Consider the following 20,856-nt stretch of genomic DNA (forward strand, 5'->3'; position numbering starts at 1 on the left):
CATATTCCAATTCGTTTGCGAGAATATGGAATGGGAGCGTGTGACATTTGCGTTTGTCTACCGTTCCCTACGCCGTTTATCTCGGATCAGGTACGATGGGTTTATGCGATTGCAAGTCTCAGCCTGTTGTACAGGCTCCCCAACGGTTTCCCTAGGGGTAGACAGTTCCGCGCGGTGTTGCAAGGGGGTTTTTTAAAGGGTGGTTTCAGCCCGCAATGCACGGGCTGAATAGTGTTATGAATACCAAGGGCCCGTATGGACCACTGTGCCACTATCGCCTTCGGCAACCAATGCGCCAAAGCTGTCGATATTGGATTCGCCGTAATGATATGGATAAACATGTTTTGGTTTAAACGCTGCAATCGCCGATGCGGCCTGGTTGATATCCATCGTATAGGGCAGGTTCATTGGTACGAACGCCAGATCAATATCAGTAAGTGCGCGCATTTCGGGAATATCTTCGGTATCACCCGCAATATAAATGCGGCTGTCACCAATGGTGAGGATATAACCGTTGTCGCGCCCTTTGGGGTGATATTTCAAACGATCCTCGGCCAAATTATACGCAGGGATCGCATCAATAGCGATATCGCCAATCGTTGTGTTTTCACCATTGCCGATTTTTTGTGCCTTTGATTTCAAGGCATCGGGCAACATGTCAAAAACGGCGGGGTTGGTTAACAGTTTGGTGTTATCCTTGGCCAACACGGCGAGCGTATCAGGGGCGTAGTGGTCGCCATGTTCGTGCGTGAGCAATATCAAATCCGCGTCAGGACGCCCAGCATAGCTGGCAGGATCGCCGACAGGATCATTGTAGATCACCATACCCGGTGTTTCCATCACGAATGACGCATGCGCAATTGGGTGAACTGTTATTGAACCTAGGCTTGTTTCAAACATATCTGAACCACCTGTTTGTGCATGTGCAGCGTAAGGTAAAATGATTGATGCGCCAAGCGTGGTCGCACCAGAAGACAAAAATTGACGGCGAGAATACATGTTGTTCCTCCTGTTGGGGTGAGCCGAATTTTCAGCCTAGCACATCATATACGCATCGATAATCACATCTTTGTTTGATCGCCCGACTACTTGGTCAGCAACAACTTATTCTGTCGTGTTTTGCGTAGCGTATAAACCTGATGATCCAACACCAACTGCACGGTGTTATTTTCGCCAAGCAAATGTTCAACATTGAATGTGGGGCCGGTTTGAATGTCGGTGGATTGGGCAGGTTTAATTGGATGTGGAGCGTTGTATGACATAGGATTTCCTTTTTTGAGTAAAAGAGTCAGGTATTGACGCTTTTTACCAAAGAGTCGGCATTTTGCAATACCTGATTAAAATGCTAGGTTAATAATCTGATACCCGCCGATTTCTGATCTCGGATAAGAAATGTCACAAAAGTGTAGAAAAACATGCTTAGGTTGTAGGCAGATTCTATGCAATTTGGGGACACATCATGCATTTTCGTCACTTCTGGCAGAGCCACATTTTTGGAAATTCTTCATCGAACACATTGATCGGCACCGAACGATCGGAACATTTTTACGGCTTTGGCGGTGACGATACGATCATCGGCGGCGGTGGGAATGATCGCATTTTTGGTGGGCGTGGATCGGATACCGTTCAATTGAATGGATCCATTGCAGATTATGACATTATCAATCGCGGTGGTTGGTGGAACCCAATCACGCGTGTTGTGCAGCGTGATGAAAATGGACATGTGGAATCTGTGACACGATTACATTCCGTAGAATCGCTATATTTTGCAGGGGATGATTATACCTATCATTTGGATGGGACAAATAACGCCGCATTGGCGGGTGACGATACCGCATCGGTATCCGAGGACGATGTTTTGACGTTGGATGTGGATGATTTGCTGGCCAATGACCAAGAGTTTGATGGCGATACACTTTCAATCACAGCCGTGTCTGCAACCAGTGATGCAGGTGCGGTGGTGACGCTTGCAAATGGGATGGTTTCGTATGACGCGGGGGATATGTTTGATAGTCTTGGCGCTGGGGATACTGCAACCGATACATTTACTTATACGGTGGATGAAGGGCAGGGCGGCGCGGATACCGCAACCGTGACCGTTACAATTACGGGGGTAAATGACGGCCCCGTGATCGTAAGTGCAGATGCATTTACAATCGACGAAAATCAATCTGGTGCGGTGGCGTCGGTTTTCGCAACCGATGTGGATGGGGATGGGGTTACCTATGCCATCATTGGTGGTGCAGATGCCGCGAATTTTGCCATCGATGCACAAACTGGCGAGCTGATCTTTGTCGCTCCACAAGATTTCGAAAACCCTGCGGATGCTGATCTTGATAATGTTTACGAAGTGTCAGTCAGTGCGACCGATGACATGGGTGCCGTTACAACACAAGACATCACCACAACCGTGACCGATGTTGATGAAACACCCTCGGTGGATGCACGTATCAACGAAATTCATTATGACAATGCAGGCGCAGACGAAGGTGAATTTTTCGAAATTCGCACCAATGCGGGCGATGATGTGTCAACGCTGGTGGTAGAACTGTATAACGGATCAAATGGTACGGTTTATCAAACCGTTCAGGTGTCTGATCTGACAATGACGACCGATGGAACATTTGATTATTACGTTTGGGATGCTGGCAGCATTCAGAACGGAAGCCCCGATGGAATTGCGTTGTCAAACGATGGAGCAGTTGTTGAATTTCTCAGCTATGAAGGTACATTGACCGCGGTTGGTGGTTCCGCTGATGGGATGACCTCCACCGACATTGGGCAATCTGAAACCAGCAGCACGGCCATTGGTGATTCATTGCAACGTGACGAAGATGGTGTATGGGAAGCGCCACGCGCCAATACCCAAGGTGGTTCAAATGATGCCATTGTGACACCAACACTGGATGCACGTATCAACGAAATTCATTATGACAATGCGGGCGCGGACCAAGGTGAGTTTTTTGAAATTCGCACCAATGCGGGCGATGATGTGTCAACGCTGGTGGTTGAACTGTATAACGGATCAAATGGTACGGTTTATCAAACCGTTCAGGTGTCCGATCTGACAATGACGACCGATGGAACATTCGATTATTATGTTTGGGATGCTGGCAGCATTCAGAACGGAAGCCCCGATGGAATTGCGTTGTCAAACGATGGCACGCTTGTCGAATTTCTCAGTTATGAAGGTACATTGACCGCTGTTGGTGGTTTCGCTGATGGCGTGACATCAACCGATATCGGGCAATCAGAGCCAAGCGACACAGCCATTGGCGATTCCTTGCAACGCAACGAGGATGGAACGTGGGATGCGCCACGCACAAATAGTGCAGGTGGCGATAACGGGGGTGCAACAATACCCGCCGTGGTTATCAATGAACTCGCGGTCAGCACCACTGGTACGGATTGGGAATTTGTTGAGTTGGCAGGCGTTGCGGGTACATCGCTTGACGGGTTTGCACTGTTACAGCTTGACGCGACTGGCGAAGTGATCAGCGCGATTGATCTGAATGGTCAAAGCATTGGCGAAAACGGTTATTTCTTGGCGAGCAGCGATCAAGCCGAGGCAACATTTGGCGTGACGGGTAATGTTACATTTGCCGATAATACGCTGAACAATGAAACATCCAGTTTTCTGTTGGTGGATGGGTATGACGGTATCACCACGTCGGGTGATCTGGACACGGATGATGATGGTGCGTTGGACAGCCAACCATTTGCAAGCGTAGTGGACTCTGTTGCGCTGATCGATGGGGATGCGGGATTGGTTTATTCCGATAATGTTGTTGGGCCTGATGGTGCATTTTTACCCGCAGGCGCGGTGCGCAGCCCCGAAATTATCGGTGAATTTGAAGCCACAGATTTTGCCGATAGTGCGGGTTACACCCCAACCGCGGGTGATGTGATCAATCCAGAACCAACAGAGGCCACGTTGATTTCGACGATCCAAGGTGCTGGCGATGCCAGCTTTATGGTTGGTGAATATGTTCTGGTTTCCGCCATTGTGACCTATGTTGTGAGCGATGGTTTTTACCTGCAAGAAGAAGACGCAGATGTCGACGCAGATGTGAACACATCAGAGGGGTTGTTTATCTTTACCGGTGGTGCACCGCTAGTGGTTGCGGGCGATTTGGTGGAAACGATTGGTACGGTAACTGAATTCAACGGGCTGACCGAAATGAACAACGTGACCAGCACAATTGTACTGTCTAGTGACAATACAATCCCAACGGCGGCACAGGTGCAACTGTCTGGCAGCGCATCAGATTTCGAAGCAGTCGAGGGCATGCATGTTTCTGTGACCAGCGGCAATGGCGAAGCATTGACCGTGATCGAAAACTTTAATCTTGATCGCTTTGGTGAAATCACCATCAGCGCAGGCGTGCAAACCCAGCCTACGCAAATTTTCGATGCGCAAACACAAGGCGATGAAATTGCGCAGCTTCAAGAGGAAAACGCAAACAACACCTTGCTGATCGACGATGGCGTTTCGGCGCAAAATCCAGATGAATTTCAGTATATCCCCAATACAACGGGCGATAATGGCAATGGTTATCTGGATAGTGGCGATACGTTTGATGTGGGAAGTTCCACCATTCGCTTGGGTAGCGAGATTACCGAACCCATTGATGGTGTGATGACGTATGGATTTGGTGATTACCGCCTGTTGGTGAATGGCACGTTGGCAATCGACGAAGACACCAACACGGGTGCGCGTGATGAAAGCCCAGACGATGTGGGTGGTAATATCCAAGTGGCTAGCTTCAATGTGTTGAACTATTTCACCACATTCACGGGGCAGGGTGGCTCAGGCCCAAATAACCTGTCACCGCGTGGTGCCAGCAATCAAGAAGAATTTGATCGCCAATCTGAAAATATCGTTAACGCGATGTCTGGTACAGGTGCCGAAGTTTTTGCATTGCAGGAACTGGAAAACAACGGATTTGATGCAGGTTCAGCGATTTCAACTTTGGTGAGCGAATTGAATATCGAGGCGGGCGCAACGGGATCAGATGCCATTTACGCCTTTGTTGATCCAACCAACGGCGCGGTTGATGGTTTTGTTGGTAATGATGCGATCACCACTGGTATTGTTTATGATAGTAACGCGGTGACATTGGTTACATCCGATTATCTAGAATTTGCAGAAGACTCTAATGCGGCAACATATGCTTTGGCGGAGTTTTTGAACCAATATGTGTCTTCATCCAATCAACTTGATGATTTGGGGCGCAATCGTCCCGCTGTAGCTGCGACGTTTGCCGATAACGAAACGGGCGAAACGTTTACAATCGTAAGCACCCATTTCAAATCCAAAGGCGACAGCGGGTTGCAGAATTTGGCCGATGCGGTACAGGCTGCACTGGATGCTGGCACCATTCCCGCGGACGAGGTTGACGCCGTTACCGATGGATTGGCAGCATTGCTCGCCGATCCAAATTTTGACCAAGGCGATGGCCAAGGGTTTTGGAACGGTGTGCGCACCGATGCCGCAAACGAAGTGGTCGATTGGATGGAAAATTCATACGCAGGAACCAGTACCGATGGCGATTATCTGATCATGGGTGATTTCAACGCTTACGGCATGGAAGACCCAGTTCAGGCCGTGCGCGACGATGCGGGCCTGGCCGATTTGATTGATCAATTCATTGGCCAAGAAGATGCCTATAGCTATGTCTTTGATGGTCAACGCGGCACATTGGATCAGGCATTCGCATCCAACAGCATGGCGGATCAGGTCACGGGCGTAACTGAATGGCACATCAATGCGGATGAACCCGATTTGTTGGGATACGATAGTGATTTTAATAATCCTGCGTTTTACAGCGATGATGTGTTCGCTGCGTCCGACCATGACCCATTGATCATTGGGCTTGATTTGGGCGATCAGGTAATTGGTTGATCATAATCCAAGGGTGGTGTGATTTACACCACTCTTGGTTCACCAAAGACATCTAATATCTGTTGGCGAAACCATGTAATCGCGGGATCGCTATCGGTGATCTGATGCCAAATCATTTTGACCTCATGTTCACCAAGGGGAACGGGGATCGGCAAAATTTGTGCTTGTTGTTGGTTTTTCAAACTTTGCGCATATTGGCTTGGTACAATCGCAACAACATCCATTTGATTTAACAACTGGGGCAATGCACCAAAATGGCGAAGCCGCAGAACGATGTTATTGGCCAAACCCTTTTTGGATAATTCATCCTCGATATCATTGGCATAAGTGGCGCTGGGGGCTGTTAAAGTAATAGGGGCGTCGCGCAATGTTTGGTATTTACGAGGATCAACATCGCGCCCAATGATTGCACGGTAGGTTTCGTGAAACAGGGTGGTGGAATTCAACCCATTTCCCGCAGTGTTCAAAATACCAATAGCGATATCACATTGGCGTTGTTGCAATGCGTTGTGTAAATTTTGCCGTGCAGCGGCAATGTTGTGCATCCGCAGATTTGGTGCAATTTGGGACATGTGATGTGCAAGGCTGGGTAGAAACATCATTTCACCCAAATCAGAGAGCGATAGGCGAAAAGTTTCGCTGCTGCTGTGAGCGACAAAATCGTCTGGTTGTTGCAACGCATTTTCAATGCCTGCCAAATTTGCGCGAACGATGGGCAAAATTTTTGCACAATATGGTGTCGGGATCATGCCGTCGCGGGTGCGCAAAAACAGGGGATCATCAAGGGATGTGCGCAGGCGTGCCAATGCATTACTTGACGCGGGTTGGCTCAGCCCCACTACACCGCCCGCGCGTGACACCGATCCATGCTGATCAATGGCGAGCAACAGGCGCAACAGGTTAAGGTCGATATGATTTACATTTATTGAAATGGTGAATGTTACCTATTCATTAATTAACTTTGACTTTAATTTAGTTTCACGCGACCATCTGTGCAAGAATTAATGCGCAAGAGGTAGCGATATGGAACGTTCATTCGCCAAGGAAATCGAAAGCCTGACACTAGGTGACGGGGAAACATTTTACGGCGAAGGTATCCTCGCTGTGACCAAGGCATTATTACAATCCGGTGTTTCCTATGTTGGCGGATACCAAGGTGCCCCTGTGTCCCATTTGATTGATGTGATGGTTCAGGCGAAATCGGAAATGTCCGCCCTTGGTGTGCATGTGGAACCTTGCACGAACGAGGCATCGGCGGCGGCGATGTTGGGCGCATCGATTATGTATCCCGCGCGCGGGGCAGTTACTTGGAAATCCATTGTTGGCACGAACGTCGCCGCCGATGCATTGTCCAATTTGGCATCTCCCGGTGTGATCGGTGGTGCGTTGATCATCATCGGCGAAGACTATGGCGAGGGTGCCAGTGTTATTCAGGAACGATCACATTCTTACGCGATGAAATCCGGCCTGTGGTTGATGGATCCGCGTCCCAATTTGGACAGTATGGTCAATTGTGTTGAACACGCGTTCGATTTGTCAGAGGCGTCAAACACCCCTGTGATGATGGAGATGCGTATTCGCGCGTGCCACGTCCAAGGCAGCTTTATCGCCAAGGATAATATTGCCCCTGAAATTTCGACAGAAAAACTGCTCGCGGAACCCGCCCCGCATAACTATGCACAATTAGCCCACCCTCCTGTAACTTTTGCCCATGAAAAGCGTAAATATGACGAGCGCATGCCCGCCGCGCGTGAATATATCCGCAAACACAAGTTAAACGATGTTTTGTCAGGGCGGCATGAAAATGTCGGTCTGATTGTGCAAGGTGGTTTGTATAATGCGCTGATCCGCGCGTTGTGTGAAATGGGATTGTCGGATGATCAGGGCAATTGTGACATCCCGATTATGGTGTTGAATGTGGTTTATCCATTGGTGCCCGATGAAATCGTGGAATTCGCCGTGGGCAAAGACGCAGTTGTTGTGATCGAAGAAGGCCAGCCAGAATATATCGAACATGAAATCGGATCGATCCTGCGCCGCCGTGATGTGAACACCAAGTTGTCAGGCAAGGATGTTTTGCCAATGGCGGGCGAATACACATCAGAGGTGTTGATGGATGGTGTTGCCAAATTCCTGCGCCAATATTTACCGGCTGTTGGCAATCAACTGATCGATCAACAATACGAAGAAGAGGTTGCACAGCTTCGCAAAGATGCGAAAAAATATTTGGGTGAACCTGTACCGCCACGCCCACCTGGGTTTTGCACGGGTTGCCCTGAACGACCGTTTTTTGCGGCATTGAAATTAACCGAACGTGAAATCGGTAAGGTGCATTATTCGGCTGATATTGGCTGTCACGCATTTGCGACATTTGCACCGTTTAATTTTGGCAACTCAATCCTTGGCTATGGTATGAGCCTTGCGTCCAATGCCAGTGTCAGTAGCTTTCAACAAAAACGATCGCTTGCGGTGATGGGCGATGGCGGGTTTTGGCATAATGGTTTGCTGTCAGGCGTCACATCGCGATTGTTGAACGATGGCGATGGTGTGTTGGTCATTATGAAAAACGGTTACACCTCTGCCACGGGCACACAAGAGGTGATTTCATCACCTGATTCCACAATGAAGCTGGCCGCCGCCGAAAAAAGCGCCACAACTGGCGAAACCACGATAGAGGATGCGTTGCGCGGGGTCGGTGTAAAATGGCAACGCACGGTTCATACCTATAGCGTTTCAAAAATGCGCGATACGTTACGCGAAGCATTTCAAACTCCGTTCAACGGGTTAAAAGTGATCGTCGCCGAAGGCGAATGCCAGTTGGAGCGCCAACGCCGCATCAAACCCATTCGCGCCAAAGCCTTGGCCAAGGGTGAGCGTGTATCGCGCACACGTTTTGGCATTGATGAAGAAACCTGTACAGGTGATCATTCGTGTATCCGTTTGTCAGGCTGTCCAACGCTTACGGTGAAAACATCATCCGATCCGCTGAAAACCGATCCCGTTGCACATGTGACGAATGGTTGTGTTGGTTGTGGATTGTGTGGCGAAGTGGCCCATGCTGCAACCCTGTGCCCATCGTTTTGGCGTGCAGAAGTGATAAGTAACCCAAACCTATTTGATCGCGTGATGGCAAAATTGCGTGGTGTTTTCACGGGGGTGCAATCAGTATGAATAATTCAGATAAAACATTGCGCATTTTAATCGCAGCCCTTGGTGGACAGGGTGGTGGCACGTTGATGAACTGGATCGTAAGCGCGGCGCGTCAAAACGATTTTCACGTTCAGGCAACGTCGGTTCCAGGCGTTGCACAACGCACGGGTTCAACCAGTTATTACATCGAAATTTCGCCCGATAAAAACGCGGTACTGGGGTTGGTGCCGATGCCTGCGCGTGTGGATGTTGTGCTGTCGAGCGAGCTGATCGAAACGGCACGCATGATGGATGCGGGCTTTGTCTCGCCAAACCGCACGACGTTGATATCATCATCCAGCCGCGTGTTTTCAACGGCGGAAAAAATCAATTTGGGGGATGGTCGGTTTGATGCGCCAGCGGTGAAAGATGTCGCGCAAAAATTGGCCAAGACCTGTCATTTGTTGGATTTGGAGCAGCTTGCGAATGATCATAAAACATTCATCAGCGCGACCATGTATGGCGCGTTGGTCGGAAGTGGTGTTTTGCCGTGGCCTGCGGATAAATCCCGCGTGATTTTGGAAACGGGAGGCAAAACATCGCCAAACCTTGCAGGGTTTGATGCGACGCTTGCGGCATTGCAATTGGATGCACTTGTAAACGAGCATGAAGACGAAACAGAACAACCGTCCATAACATCGCTATCTGGTTTCGAGGATTGCGCCCCTGCTTTGCGAGAGGTGATCACGCTTGGCCATGAACGCACAATCGATTTTCAGGATGCACAATACGGCGCGTTGTACGTCACGCGGTGTAAACAATTGATCGATGCAGCGCAATCCGATCATACCGCACAGGCCACATTAATCGAGGCATGTCGTCGATTGGCGCTTTGGATGGCATATGAGGATACGGCGCGTGTTGCCGATTTGAAAACCCGCGCATCGCGTTTTGAAACCATTCGCAAAGAAGCGGAAATCAAAGATGGTCAGGTTTTTCGTATTACCGAATACCTAAAACCCCGCGCAGAAGAGATTGCGGATGTAATGCCGCGATGGATTGGTGAACGCATTATGAAACGCGCCGTGCGCGGTGGATGGTTCCCGTTCATTGGGCGTGGGATTTATATCCGATCAAATGGGATTGTGGGTTATTGGTTGTTGCGCAGTATGGCGGCATTCAAACATATCCGTCGAAAATCATTGCGATATCACGTTGAACAAGAAGCGATCGAAAATTGGCTTGCGAAGATGACGCAAGCATTGCGTGATGCCCCCGATTTTGCGGGTGCCTTGGCACAACTGCCCCGCGTTTTGAAAGGATATTCAGATACGCAACAACGCGGCAAGCGCGCGTTTGATATGATCATGGCGGATATTGTCGATCCTGCGATGGATGCTGATTTGTCGTCGAAAACAAAATCGCTTCGCGGGGCGATTGCGGCGGCACTTGCCGATGAAAACCACAAATCATTTGATCAATTTATGCAAACAGGCGAAATTGAAATTCAACCACCCACACTTGCCCGAAAGCCAGCCCATGCACATTAGTCAACGAAAATTACAGATCGAATGGGGTGATTGTGATCCTGCTGGGATCGTATTTTATCCACGCTATTTTGCATGGTTTGATGCATCCACGGCCAATCATTTTGCCAGCGTTGGATTGCCAAAACCAGAATTGATCGCGCGTTACGGTGTTGTTGGTTTCCCAATGGTTGATACGCAAGGCAGATTTTACATCCCCTCAAAATTCGGGGATGAAGTTACCATTGAAACCAGCATAACAGGATTTGGAAAATCAAGTTTTGATGTGCATCACCGGTTGTTGCGGGGTGATAAATTGGCGGTTGAAGGGTTTGAAAAACGTGTTTTGGTGAAACGCGCTGATGATGGTGAGGGGATAAAGTCGGTACAGGTACCTGATGAAATCCGCACACTTTTTCAGTGATAGGTGAATTTTTGGCATTAAATCGCAAACGTTTTGAATGTATAGTGTGATCATTATTCATTCAAAGAGGTGTGTCATGTCCAAAAATACCGAACCCAAACGTCCAATCGTATCATCACGCCATCTAGCGCAGGGTGAGGGTTGGGAAACTTCGGAATTGGAGTACGGCATGATCATCGCCTATAACGCTTTTAGCCGTTGGATGGTGCGTTGCATGTCGGCGGCAGGGCGTGTGGATTTAACGCCGCTCGAGATTTTGGTGTTGCATAACACCAATCATCGCGGGCGCGGCAAACGGTTGAATGACATCTGTTTCCTGTTGAATATCGAGGATACGCATACCGTCAATTACGCGTTGCGCAAGTTGTTGAAAATGGAACTTTTGGTATCTGAAAAAATCGGCAAAGAGGTTTTCTACAACGTGTCTGATGCGGGGCAGGGCTTGTGCGAAAAATACCGCGAAATCCGCGAACGTTGTTTGTTGGATGGTTTAAGCAGCTTAAATATGTCTGGGGATGAAATGCGTAAAATCGCGGCTGACCTGCGCACATTGTCGGGACAATATGAACAAGCCAGCCGCGCCGCTGCTTCGTTTTAGTTAGCCAGACATTGCATTTGGTAAAAATGTGACAATGGATGGGAATGCGGTGATCAAAGCCACACCCAAGAGCAACAGTAGGAAAAATGGGAAAGCTGCCTTTGCGATGCGCAAAATGTTGATCCCCGTTAGCCCTTGGATAACGAACAGGTTAAATCCAACGGGCGGTGTGATTTGGCTCATTTCCACCACAACCACCAGATAGATACCGAACCAGAGCGGATCAATTCCGACCTGAACAACCATTGGCATGATGATAGAGGTGGTTAATACCACAACGGAAATCCCGTCCAAAAAACATCCCAAAATTATGAAGAATACTGTCAAGGCAGCGAGTAATGCATAAAGCGATAAATCCATGTCGCCAATCCACGCGGCAAGGTTGCGCGGCAATCCCGTGAATCCCATCGCGCTTGATAAAAACGCGGCACCAACAAGGATGAATGCAATCATACAAGATGTACGCGTGGCAGACATCACCGCATCCCAAAAGAGTGATTTGGAAAACGAACCGGTTAGATAGGCCAATAAGATTGAGAGCACCACGCCAAGTGCAGCGGCATCTGTTGGGGATGCGAGCCCAGCGTAAATTGACCCGATCACACCGATGATCAACAATGCCACGGGGATCAGGTTGCGCGATGCGCGTAATTTTTCACGCAGGCTAAATTTGATGTCATCTTTTGGGATCAGGTCAGGATTTAAAAACGCACGAATGGCGACGTAGCCTGCAAACAAGCTGATCAACATAATCCCTGGCAAGATGCCTGCCACGAACAAACGGGCAATGGATTGTTCTGTGGCCACGCCGTAAACGATTAAGATAATCGAAGGCGGGATCAGCAACCCCAATGTTGCGGAACCTGCGAGTGTGCCCAAAATCAAGCCTTCTGGATATCCGCGTTCCTTAAGTTCCGGAACAGACATGCGCCCAATCGTGGCGGCAGTGGCGGCGGATGATCCTGATACGGCGGCGAAAATTGCGCAACCCAAAATGTTCACATGTAATAATCGCCCCGGCAAGCCACCAAGCCATGGGGCAAGCCCGCTAAACATATCTTGGCTAAGCCGTGATCGGAGCAATATTTCACCCATCAGGATGAATAATGGTAACGCTGTGAGCGACCAAGAATGGCTATGGCCCCAAAACGTTGTGGCCAAGACCAGACCAGCGGGTGCATTGGAGAAAAATGTGATGGCAACTAGCCCAACAATGGCGAGCGACACCGCCACCCAGACGCCCATTGCCAACAGGGCAATCAGAATCCCAAGAAGTGTAAGTGCGATAATCGGATCTGACATCTTATACCTCGTCGGCAGTGGTTAAAATGGGTTCACGTTTGCGCAATAGTTCAACAAATGTATCAATCAATGCGATCAACAATATCACCAGCCCAACAAAAACCACGCTTTGGGGGATCCCAAGCGGAATGGGAATTATTCCCGATGATTTATCGCCGTAATGAATGCTTTCTTGGACCAGTTTAAACATGAACCAAGTGGCGTATCCGACGAGTGATATGGAAATAATCAGGCTGATCGATTCAAATAAAACTTGAATGTTTTTCGACATGGTTTGTATGACTAGGTTCACACGAATGTGCCCGCCGCTGCGCAATGTATGCGCCAAAGCAAGGAATGATGAGGCCGCCAGCATGTAGCCTGAAAAATCGGCATAAGAGGGAATTGTCGTTGGCAAGATTTGCCCAAACATACGACCAAACCCGTTTAACAAAATTTGACAACTGATCAGTACACAAATCGCCAATATCAGTATGCCCGCAAGCGCGCCTGACATATGGTATAACCTATCCAAAAATTTACGCATATCATCCCCTTTGATAACCGCCCCCGAAGGGGCGGCAGTGTTTATTGGCTATATGTCGCAATGATGGATTTGGCCGCGTCCGATGCTTTGGCATCCCATGTTTCCAACATGGTGGCCCCAATCGCCTGAAGCCCTGTTTTCAAAGCATCAGTTGGCGTTGAAATGGTCATGCCATTTTCTGCCATAACGGCAGTTTTTGCGGTTGCTTCCTCGGCGGACATTTCCCAACCGCGTGTTTCGGCGGCCGCTGCTGCGTCCAATACGGCCTGTTGTGTTTCGCCAGACAGGCCATCAAACATACGCTTGTTAACAACGACGATATTTTTTGGAACCCATGCGTCGATGGCGTTATAGTTGCTGACAAAATCCCACGCTTTGGAATTTGCACCTGTGGATGGTGATGTGATCATCGCATCAACTTGGCCTGTGCTGAACGCTTGTGGAATGTCGGGTGCTTCAACTTGAACTGGGGCGGCACCTGCAAGGGCTGCGAATTCTTCGAGTGCGGCGTTATACGCGCGAAAGCGTAATCCGTTTAGCTGTTCAACTGCCGTGATTTCATTTTTGGTATACAGCCCTTGTGCTGGCCATGGCACGGAAAACAATGGCATCAAACCTTGTTCTGCCAACAGCTCCGTTATCACTGGCTTTTGCGCAGACCAAAGTTTTGCCGCATCATCATATGATGTTGCCACAAATGGCTGGCTGTCGACACCGTATGCCGCATCCTCATTTGATAGGGTCGAGAGGAAAAATTCACCAAGTGCTACTTGACGCGAACGAACCGCGTTTTTGATTTCACCATGTGGAAACAGTGATCCCGCCGAATGGATGGTGATGTTCAGATCACCATTTGTGGCCGCGCTCACGTCTTTTGCAAATTGGGAAATGTTTTGTGTGTGAAACGTTGAATCGCCGTATGGCGTTGGCATATCCCAGTCTTCTGCGAATGCTGGCATGGCGAAAACAGCGCTGGCTGCAATTATTGTAAACTTGTTCATATCAGGCTCCCTTGTGAAAGATTTCGGTTTTTTGCGAATCTCTTCGTTGACATTACGTTGTCATTTTGTCAGCGTAATGGCAATAAATCAACAATTTTCTAGATTCGGGTGAAATGATATGTCTGGTACAGTAAATTCAAAGTGGCAGTTTTGGGTCGATCGCGGCGGCACCTTTACGGATATTGTTGCGCGCAAACCTGATGGGAAACTTGTTTCACATAAATTACTGTCTGAAAATCCCGAACTCTATAAAGACGCGGCCGTGCAGGGCATTCGCGATATGCTCGGGCTTGAACCCGTTGATGACATGCCAAAAGGTAAGATTAGCGCGGTAAAGATGGGCACAACGGTTGCGACCAATGCATTGTTGGAACGTGACGGCGAAGATTTGTGTTTGTTTATCACAGCTGGATTTCATGATGTTTTGCGGATTGGTTATCAAAACCGCCCGCGTTTATTTGATCTGCACATTCAATTACCCGAACTGTTGTATAATTCTGTTTGCGAGGTCGAAGAACGCCTTGATGCTACTGGCAATGTATTAACACCCCTAAATTTGGATCGCGCGCGCGCAGATTTACAAACACAGTATGACGCTGGATTGCGTAGCGTCGCGATTGCATTCATGCACAGCTATCAAAACCCTGATCATGAATTAGCGGTTGCAAAATTGGCGCGCGAAATTGGGTTTACGCAAATTTCAACAAGCCATGAAACATCAAAATTGATCAAGATTGTTGGGCGCGGTGATACAACTGTTGTCGATGCATATCTGTCGCCAATTTTGCGTCGTTATGTCGAACAGGTTTCCGATGCGTTGGATGTGGAAAACGGTGGCTGTGATCGTTTGTTCTTTATGAAATCTGATGGTGGATTAACGCAAGCGAACCTGTTCCAAGGAAAAGATTCAATTTTATCGGGCCCTGCGGGAGGCGTGATCGGGATGGTTTCAACGGCCGCCGATGCAGGATTTGAAAAAATCATCGGATTTGACATGGGTGGCACATCCACCGATGTCTGCCATTACGCGGGCGATCTGGAGCGATCATTTGAAACAGAGGTCGCGGGCGTGCGTATGCGCGCACCGATGATGGATATCCATACAGTTGCGGCCGGTGGTGGTTCCATTTTGGCATGGCGAGATGGACGCTATCAAGTGGGGCCAGAATCCGCGGGTGCAAACCCTGGTCCTGCGTGTTATCGCCGTGGTGGCTCATTGACGGTGACGGATTGTAACGTGTTGTTAGGGCGCTTGAACCCCGCTTATTTCCCCAAGGTATTTGGCCCCAACGGGGATCAACCGATGGACACTAAAGTCGTTCGTCAAAAATTTGAAACACTGGCAAAAGAAATTGCCGCGGATACTGGTTCGGATGCAAAATCACCCGAAGAAACCGCCGAGGGTTTCTTGAAAATCGCCATTGAAAATATGGCGCATGCGGTGAAAAAAATTAGTGTGGAACGCGGTCATGATGTGACCGACTATACGCTTGTGTCATTTGGTGGTGCAGGGGGGCAGCATGCCTGTTTGGTGGCCGATGCGCTTGGCATTCGCCGCGTGTTTATCCACCCATTTGCGGGGGTTTTGTCTGCATTGGGAATGGGACTTGCTGATGTGCGTGCATTGCACGAAGAACAGGCTGACTTGACTTTGGATGAATTGCCAACCGCCGTAGAACGCATTGCTGCATTGAAAGATCTAGCGCGAGCAGAAATTCAGAAACAAGGTGTGCCCGAGGAACAGATTATCACCCAAGACTCCTGTCATGTGCGATACGATGGATCACATCAAACCTTGCAGGTTCCGTTTGGTTCACGTGATGATATCCAATCGGCATTCGAGGATGCACATAACGCACGGTTTGGCTTTATATCACCGGATCGATTGATCAAAATTGACATGCTCACCGTCGAAGCCATTGGTGAAATGACAGATAAAGCAATGGTCGAAGAGACACCAAAAGCAGCACAAGACCCTGAATATGTGCCCGTGTATTGTGATGAGAAATTACAAAATGCACCGCTCTTTGATCGCAATGCACTGCAACAGGATGATCGGGTATCTGGACCCGCGGTTATCACCGAGCCAACGGGTACAAATTTTATTGTTTCTGGCTGGCAAGCGGTGAAGGATGATCTGGGAAATCTGATTATTACCCGCGTCAAAGATCGCATCAGCGAACATGCAATCGGCACCACCGCCGATCCTGTGATGTTAGAAGTCTTCAATAACCTGTTTATGTCCATTGCGGAACAAATGGGAACGACACTGGCGCACACAGCATATTCAGTGAATATCCGCGAGCGGTTGGATTTTTCCTGTGCGTTGTTCGACGCAACGGGGGATCTGGTGGCAAATGCCCCCCACGTTCCCGTGCATCTGGGATCAATGGGGGAAAGTGTGCGCACGGTTATTCGCCTGAACGCGGGTAAAATGAAACCGGGCGACAGTTATATGCTAAACGCACCATTCAATGGCGGCACACATTTGCCCGATGTTACCGTGATCACGCCCGTGTTCAATCGCGGTGGCGATGACATTCTGTTTTACGTTGGATCACGTGGGCATCACGCCGATATTGGTGGGCGTACCCCAGGATCTGCACCACCCGATAGCACTCATATCGAAGAAGAAGGTGTCGTGATCGACAACTTTAAATTGGTTGAAAATGGGCGGATGTTGATTGATGAAACGCGGGCCGTTTTGGCATCTGGGCGCTATCCTTGCCGTAACATCGATCAAAACATTGCGGATCTAGAGGCGCAGATCGCGGCCAACACGACAGGTATTAACGAAGTCTATCGTATGATTGATAACTTTGGTGTGGATACGGTGCTGGCCTACATGAAACACGTGCAAAATAACGCCGAAGCATCCGTGCGTCGCGTCATTGGTGAATTGAAAGACGGGTCGTTTGATTACCCACTGGATCACGGTGCGCATATAAAAGTGTCCATCAAAGTTGACCAAGAAAATGGTCGCGCGGTTGTGGATTTTACGGGTACCTCAGACCAACACAGCGGCAACTACAACGCGCCGCTATCAATCTGTCATGCGGTGGTGTTGTATGTTTTTCGCACACTTGTTGGAAAAGATATCCCGATGAACGAAGGGTGTTTGAAACCCATCGATATTATTGCGCCAAGCGGTTCAATGATTAATCCCGTTTCCCCCGCCGCCGTGATTTCAGGGAATACAGAAGTGAGTCAAGCAATCGCCGATTGCATGTATGGTGCACTTGGCGTGTTGGCAGGGAGCCAAGGCACAATGAATAATTTTGTTTGGGGAAATGAACAGTTTCAAAATTATGAAACCATCGCAGGTGGCACTGGTGCGGGCAACGGGTTTGATGGCGCAGATGCCGTGCATTCGCATATGACCAATACACTCATGACAGATCCAGAAGTGTTGGAAACACGCTTTCCTGTGCGCGTCGAAGAGTTTTCCATTCGCAAAAATTCTGGTGGTGGTGGGCGTTGGCACGGCGGTAATGGCCTGACCCGCCGCTTGCGGTTTTTAGACGATGTGACAGTGACAACTTTATGTTCGCACCGTATCGAGCAGCCCTTTGGCGCACAAGGTGGGCAAAACGGCGGGGTCGGTGAAAACCGTGTGATTCGATCTTCGGGTGAAATCGAAGAATTACAGGGCAATGATATCGCGCAATTGCAATCTGGTGACATGTTTGAAATGAAAACACCCGGTGGTGGTGGCTTTGGAAAACTGGCTTAGATGTTGTTTTTATTGTAATAATTGCATTTTGTTCAACCTTGGGGTGGTAATTTTTATCGCATGGGCGTAAGGGCGTAAAAAACCCCTATTGCTATATGATTGGTATGCTCCATGCGATACCCCGATCCGTTTCCCGCACGTCAATGGCTTGGCCAAGTGACAGGCACAACCTTGCGCGCAGATGCTTTTGCAGGCTTTACCAATGCCGCGATTGTTTTACCCCAAGGTGTTGCCTTTGCCACCATCGCTGGCCTGCCAGCGGAATACGGTTTGTACACAGCGATGATCACTGCGGTGGTTGCTGCGATGTTTGGATCATCCATGGTGATGATTTCGGGGCCAACCACGGCAATTTCGGCGGTTCTGTTCGCCACGCTGAGCGATATGGCAGCACCAGGTTCGGCGCACTATATCGAATTGGCCTTGATGATGACAATCCTTGTCGGGTTGTTTCAAATCGCAGGGGGGATAGGGCGGCTTGGCGGGCTAATTTCATTCGTTTCGCATTCGGTGATGACAGCGTTTACCGCAGCTGCCGCGTTGTTGATTGCAGTGAGCCAGCTTGCAGGGGCATTTGGCGTGCATGTTGAACGCGGTGGGAATGTTGTTGAACGCATTTATCGGTTGTTTGAAAATATCGGAACGATCAACCATTATGCGGTTTTGATCTCATTGGGGACGTTGGCGATTGCTATTCTATCTCAAAAAATTGCACCTAAATTACCCGGATTTTTGATTGCGCTTTTGGCTGGATCATTTGGTGCATATGCACTGGATGCCGCGTCACATGGCGTGCATATGATCGGGGCATTACCCGCTATCGTTCCAAGCCTTAAACCACCGACCAGCGCCATTGGCGATATCGGCGTTTTGGCACCGGGTGCGGCGGCGATTGCATTGGTTGGGCTGTTAGAGGCGATTTCGATTGGTCGTGCATTCGCGGTGCGACGCAAAGAGAACTTTGATGCCAATCAAGAAATGATCGGCCAAGGCATGTCGAATTTCATCGGCGGGTTTTTCCAATGTTATGCAGGGTCGGGTTCGTTTACCCGAAGTGGCGTAAATGCAACCGCTGGGGCGATGACACCAATGTCTGGTGTCTTTGCAAGCGTGTTTTTATTGCTGATCTTGTTGTTCACAGCGCAATTGGTGGCGTTTATTCCCACCCCAGCAATGGCGGGTTTGATCCTGTTTGTGGCGTGGAAATTGATTGATGTGCACGAAATCAAACATATCATCGAAACGAAAAGCGCGGAAACTGTGATCTTGTTGCTGACACTTGGTGCGGGTTTGTTGATCGAATTGGATTTTGCGATTTATGTTGGTGTTATCGCATCACTGGCTGTGTTTGTGTATGAATCTGCGCGCCCCGATTTAACGATCACCGCACCGATGGTGGCCGCAAATGGGGATCGCAAATTCCGCGATGCCGTGAAAAATGATCTGGAACAATGCCCACAATTGGTCAGCCTAAGCATTGACGGGCCGCTTTATTTTGGCTCTGTGGAACATGTTGAAAAACGTCTGAAACGTATTCGACGCCGCAATCCGCGTCAGATCAATATGGTGCTCTACCTTAAAGGTGGGGGCAAAGTTGATTTGGCTGGTGCAGATTTGTTGATCAGCGTCATCCGCGAAGTCAGATCGGTTGGCGGTTCTTTTCGCATCGTTGCCAATGTGCAAACTTTGATCGACAGTTTGGAACGCTTGCATGTGATTGATGAACTGGGCCCACAAAAGCTGTTCCATTCCAAGGGTGAGGCCGTGGCGGACGCAACGCGCGATTTCAATTTGCGGGTGTGCAAGGCCTGTATTCGCGATGTGTTTCGCGAATGTGATCGCCTTCGTGATACGGAACTGGAAACGGATCGTTAACCAAAGGGCGGGATAGGGTATCCTACCTCTGCCAAATACAATCCTTGTGGTGGGCTGACGGGACCACAGGCCGCGCGATCAGCGGCATCGAGCGCGATTTTTACATCATCAGGGTGCCATGATCCGGCGCCAACGCGTTCCAATGTGCCAACAAAACTGCGGACTTGGTTATGCAAAAAGCTACGCGCGCGGACATGAAAACGATATTCAATTGCGCCATCAAGTTGGATTTCTTGGATATCCAATTGATCTAAGGTTTTTATCGGGCTTTGTGCTTGGCACATCACGGATCGAAACGTTGTGAAATCATGCTGCCCGAGCAAATGATTTGCGCCCTGTTGCATTGCATTGACATCAAGAGGATTGTTTACCTGCCAGACCAACCCTGCATCAAAAACCGTGGGTGCGCGGCGTGCAATAATACGAAATAAATAGCGTCTTTCAATTGCACTAAACCGTGCGTGAAATTCATCGTCGACCAATGCGCAATCGGTGATTGCGACGGGATTTGGTTTCAGGTGATAATTCAACGCTTCGGACAGGCGAAATGCGTCCCAATCTTTGGTCAAATCCACATGTGCAACCTGAGCCGTGGCGTGAACACCGGCATCGGTTCGCCCGGCAGCGTAGATTGTACCGCAATCGGATTCCAATTTTTGCAACGCTTCTTCAACAACTTGTTGCACGCCCAAATGTTGTTTCTGGCGTTGCCAGCCAACATATGGCGCTCCGTGGTATTCGATTTTTAGGGCATATCTGGGCATAGCGATGCGATACATTGCAATCATGCATTTGCCAATACCCCTATTAAAAACCTGCCAGCGGCACTAACTATAG

Annotated in this window: 14 protein-coding genes and 1 riboswitch; of the genes, 7 read left to right on the forward strand and 7 right to left on the reverse strand. The window is 49.1% G+C overall.

Translation table 11 applies throughout. The features are described from left to right. Positions 1–47: 47 nt before the first annotated feature. Positions 48–152: riboswitch (TPP riboswitch) on the reverse strand. Positions 153–234: 82 nt separating this feature from the next. Together IE094_RS08180 and hemP are read right to left on the reverse strand one after the other, a co-directional pair. Then, entirely contained in the window at positions 235–999 is a 765-nt protein-coding gene (locus tag IE094_RS08180) for an MBL fold metallo-hydrolase (RefSeq protein WP_189640102.1), read from the reverse strand. A gap of 86 nt (positions 1,000–1,085) precedes the next feature. After that, positions 1,086–1,262, reverse strand: a complete 177-nt coding sequence (gene hemP / locus IE094_RS08185; protein WP_189640103.1) for a hemin uptake protein HemP — start codon at positions 1,260–1,262, stop codon at positions 1,086–1,088. A gap of 197 nt (positions 1,263–1,459) precedes the next feature. Between hemP and IE094_RS08190 the strand changes: the two genes are divergently transcribed. Then, positions 1,460–5,905 (forward strand): ExeM/NucH family extracellular endonuclease, encoded by a 4,446-nt coding sequence (locus IE094_RS08190; protein WP_189640106.1) that lies wholly within the window; start codon positions 1,460–1,462, stop codon positions 5,903–5,905. A 23-nt stretch (positions 5,906–5,928) separates the two neighbouring features. On the opposite strand, the gene IE094_RS08195 is transcribed toward IE094_RS08190, so the two are convergent. After that, positions 5,929–6,801 carry a LysR family transcriptional regulator gene (locus IE094_RS08195; protein ID WP_189640108.1) on the reverse strand — a complete coding sequence of 291 codons (873 nt, stop codon included), beginning with the start codon at positions 6,799–6,801 and terminating at the stop codon, positions 5,929–5,931. Between the two features lie 127 nt (positions 6,802–6,928). Between IE094_RS08195 and IE094_RS08200 the strand changes: the two genes are divergently transcribed. From IE094_RS08200 to IE094_RS08215, 4 genes are all read left to right on the forward strand, one after another. Continuing rightward, positions 6,929–9,076 carry a thiamine pyrophosphate-dependent enzyme gene (locus tag IE094_RS08200; protein ID WP_189640110.1) on the forward strand — a complete coding sequence of 716 codons (2,148 nt, stop codon included), beginning with the start codon at positions 6,929–6,931 and terminating at the stop codon, positions 9,074–9,076. After that, positions 9,073–10,584: an indolepyruvate oxidoreductase subunit beta family protein gene (locus tag IE094_RS08205; protein ID WP_189640113.1), complete on the forward strand. Its 1,512-nt coding sequence runs from the start codon at positions 9,073–9,075 to the stop codon at positions 10,582–10,584. Before IE094_RS08200 ends, IE094_RS08205 begins: the two co-directional genes overlap by 4 nt. After that, positions 10,574–10,984 (forward strand): acyl-CoA thioesterase, encoded by a 411-nt coding sequence (locus IE094_RS08210; RefSeq protein WP_189640116.1) that lies wholly within the window; start codon positions 10,574–10,576, stop codon positions 10,982–10,984. The genes IE094_RS08205 and IE094_RS08210 overlap by 11 nt, the downstream gene beginning before the upstream one ends. A gap of 76 nt (positions 10,985–11,060) precedes the next feature. Continuing rightward, positions 11,061–11,582: a winged helix DNA-binding protein gene (locus IE094_RS08215; RefSeq protein ID WP_099591591.1), complete on the forward strand. Its 522-nt coding sequence runs from the start codon at positions 11,061–11,063 to the stop codon at positions 11,580–11,582. On the opposite strand, the gene IE094_RS08220 is transcribed toward IE094_RS08215, so the two are convergent. Genes IE094_RS08220 through IE094_RS08230 form a run of 3 tightly spaced genes read right to left on the reverse strand, consistent with a single transcriptional unit; the run spans position 11,583 to position 14,411 of the window. After that, positions 11,583–12,884: a TRAP transporter large permease gene (locus IE094_RS08220; RefSeq protein WP_189640119.1), complete on the reverse strand. Its 1,302-nt coding sequence runs from the start codon at positions 12,882–12,884 to the stop codon at positions 11,583–11,585. A gap of 1 nt (position 12,885) precedes the next feature. Then, complete coding sequence (locus IE094_RS08225; protein WP_189640122.1) at positions 12,886–13,410, reverse strand: TRAP transporter small permease; 525 nt, start codon at positions 13,408–13,410, stop codon at positions 12,886–12,888. Between the two features lie 41 nt (positions 13,411–13,451). Further along, entirely contained in the window at positions 13,452–14,411 is a 960-nt protein-coding gene (locus IE094_RS08230) for a TRAP transporter substrate-binding protein (RefSeq protein WP_189640125.1), read from the reverse strand. Between the two features lie 118 nt (positions 14,412–14,529). On the opposite strand from IE094_RS08230, the gene IE094_RS08235 reads away from it, so the two are divergent. Next, the gene (locus tag IE094_RS08235; protein WP_189640127.1) at positions 14,530–18,144 is read left to right on the forward strand and encodes a hydantoinase B/oxoprolinase family protein; all 3,615 of its coding nucleotides are present in this window, start codon (positions 14,530–14,532) and stop codon (positions 18,142–18,144) included. Between the two features lie 111 nt (positions 18,145–18,255). Continuing rightward, positions 18,256–20,019: a SulP family inorganic anion transporter gene (locus IE094_RS08240; RefSeq protein ID WP_189640130.1), complete on the forward strand. Its 1,764-nt coding sequence runs from the start codon at positions 18,256–18,258 to the stop codon at positions 20,017–20,019. Here IE094_RS08240 and truA read toward each other — a convergent pair. Further along, on the reverse strand, positions 20,016–20,783 hold the full coding sequence (gene truA / locus IE094_RS08245) for a tRNA pseudouridine(38-40) synthase TruA (RefSeq protein ID WP_189640262.1): 768 nt from the start codon (positions 20,781–20,783) through the stop codon (positions 20,016–20,018). The two genes, IE094_RS08240 and truA, sit on opposite strands and share 4 nt — an antisense overlap. Positions 20,784–20,856 lie beyond the last annotated feature (73 nt).

The organism is Paramylibacter ulvae (assembly GCF_014652655.1).
GTDB lineage: Bacteria > Pseudomonadota > Alphaproteobacteria > Rhodobacterales > Rhodobacteraceae > Amylibacter > Amylibacter ulvae.

Bases quoted from the DNA above. Each gene is read 5' to 3' on its own strand.
- IE094_RS08180 (WP_189640102.1), bottom strand. From the start codon at position 999: ATGTATTCTCGCCGTCAATTTTTGTCTTCTGGTGCGACCACGCTTGGC.
- hemP (WP_189640103.1), bottom strand. From the start codon at position 1,262: ATGTCATACAACGCTCCACATCCAATTAAACCTGCCCAATCCACCGAC.
- IE094_RS08190 (WP_189640106.1), top strand. From the start codon at position 1,460: ATGCATTTTCGTCACTTCTGGCAGAGCCACATTTTTGGAAATTCTTCA.
- IE094_RS08200 (WP_189640110.1), top strand. From the start codon at position 6,929: ATGGAACGTTCATTCGCCAAGGAAATCGAAAGCCTGACACTAGGTGAC.
- IE094_RS08205 (WP_189640113.1), top strand. From the start codon at position 9,073: ATGAATAATTCAGATAAAACATTGCGCATTTTAATCGCAGCCCTTGGT.
- IE094_RS08210 (WP_189640116.1), top strand. From the start codon at position 10,574: ATGCACATTAGTCAACGAAAATTACAGATCGAATGGGGTGATTGTGAT.
- IE094_RS08215 (WP_099591591.1), top strand. From the start codon at position 11,061: ATGTCCAAAAATACCGAACCCAAACGTCCAATCGTATCATCACGCCAT.
- IE094_RS08220 (WP_189640119.1), bottom strand. From the start codon at position 12,884: ATGTCAGATCCGATTATCGCACTTACACTTCTTGGGATTCTGATTGCC.
- IE094_RS08225 (WP_189640122.1), bottom strand. From the start codon at position 13,410: ATGCGTAAATTTTTGGATAGGTTATACCATATGTCAGGCGCGCTTGCG.
- IE094_RS08230 (WP_189640125.1), bottom strand. From the start codon at position 14,411: ATGAACAAGTTTACAATAATTGCAGCCAGCGCTGTTTTCGCCATGCCA.
- IE094_RS08235 (WP_189640127.1), top strand. From the start codon at position 14,530: ATGTCTGGTACAGTAAATTCAAAGTGGCAGTTTTGGGTCGATCGCGGC.
- IE094_RS08240 (WP_189640130.1), top strand. From the start codon at position 18,256: ATGCGATACCCCGATCCGTTTCCCGCACGTCAATGGCTTGGCCAAGTG.
- truA (WP_189640262.1), bottom strand. From the start codon at position 20,783: ATGCCCAGATATGCCCTAAAAATCGAATACCACGGAGCGCCATATGTT.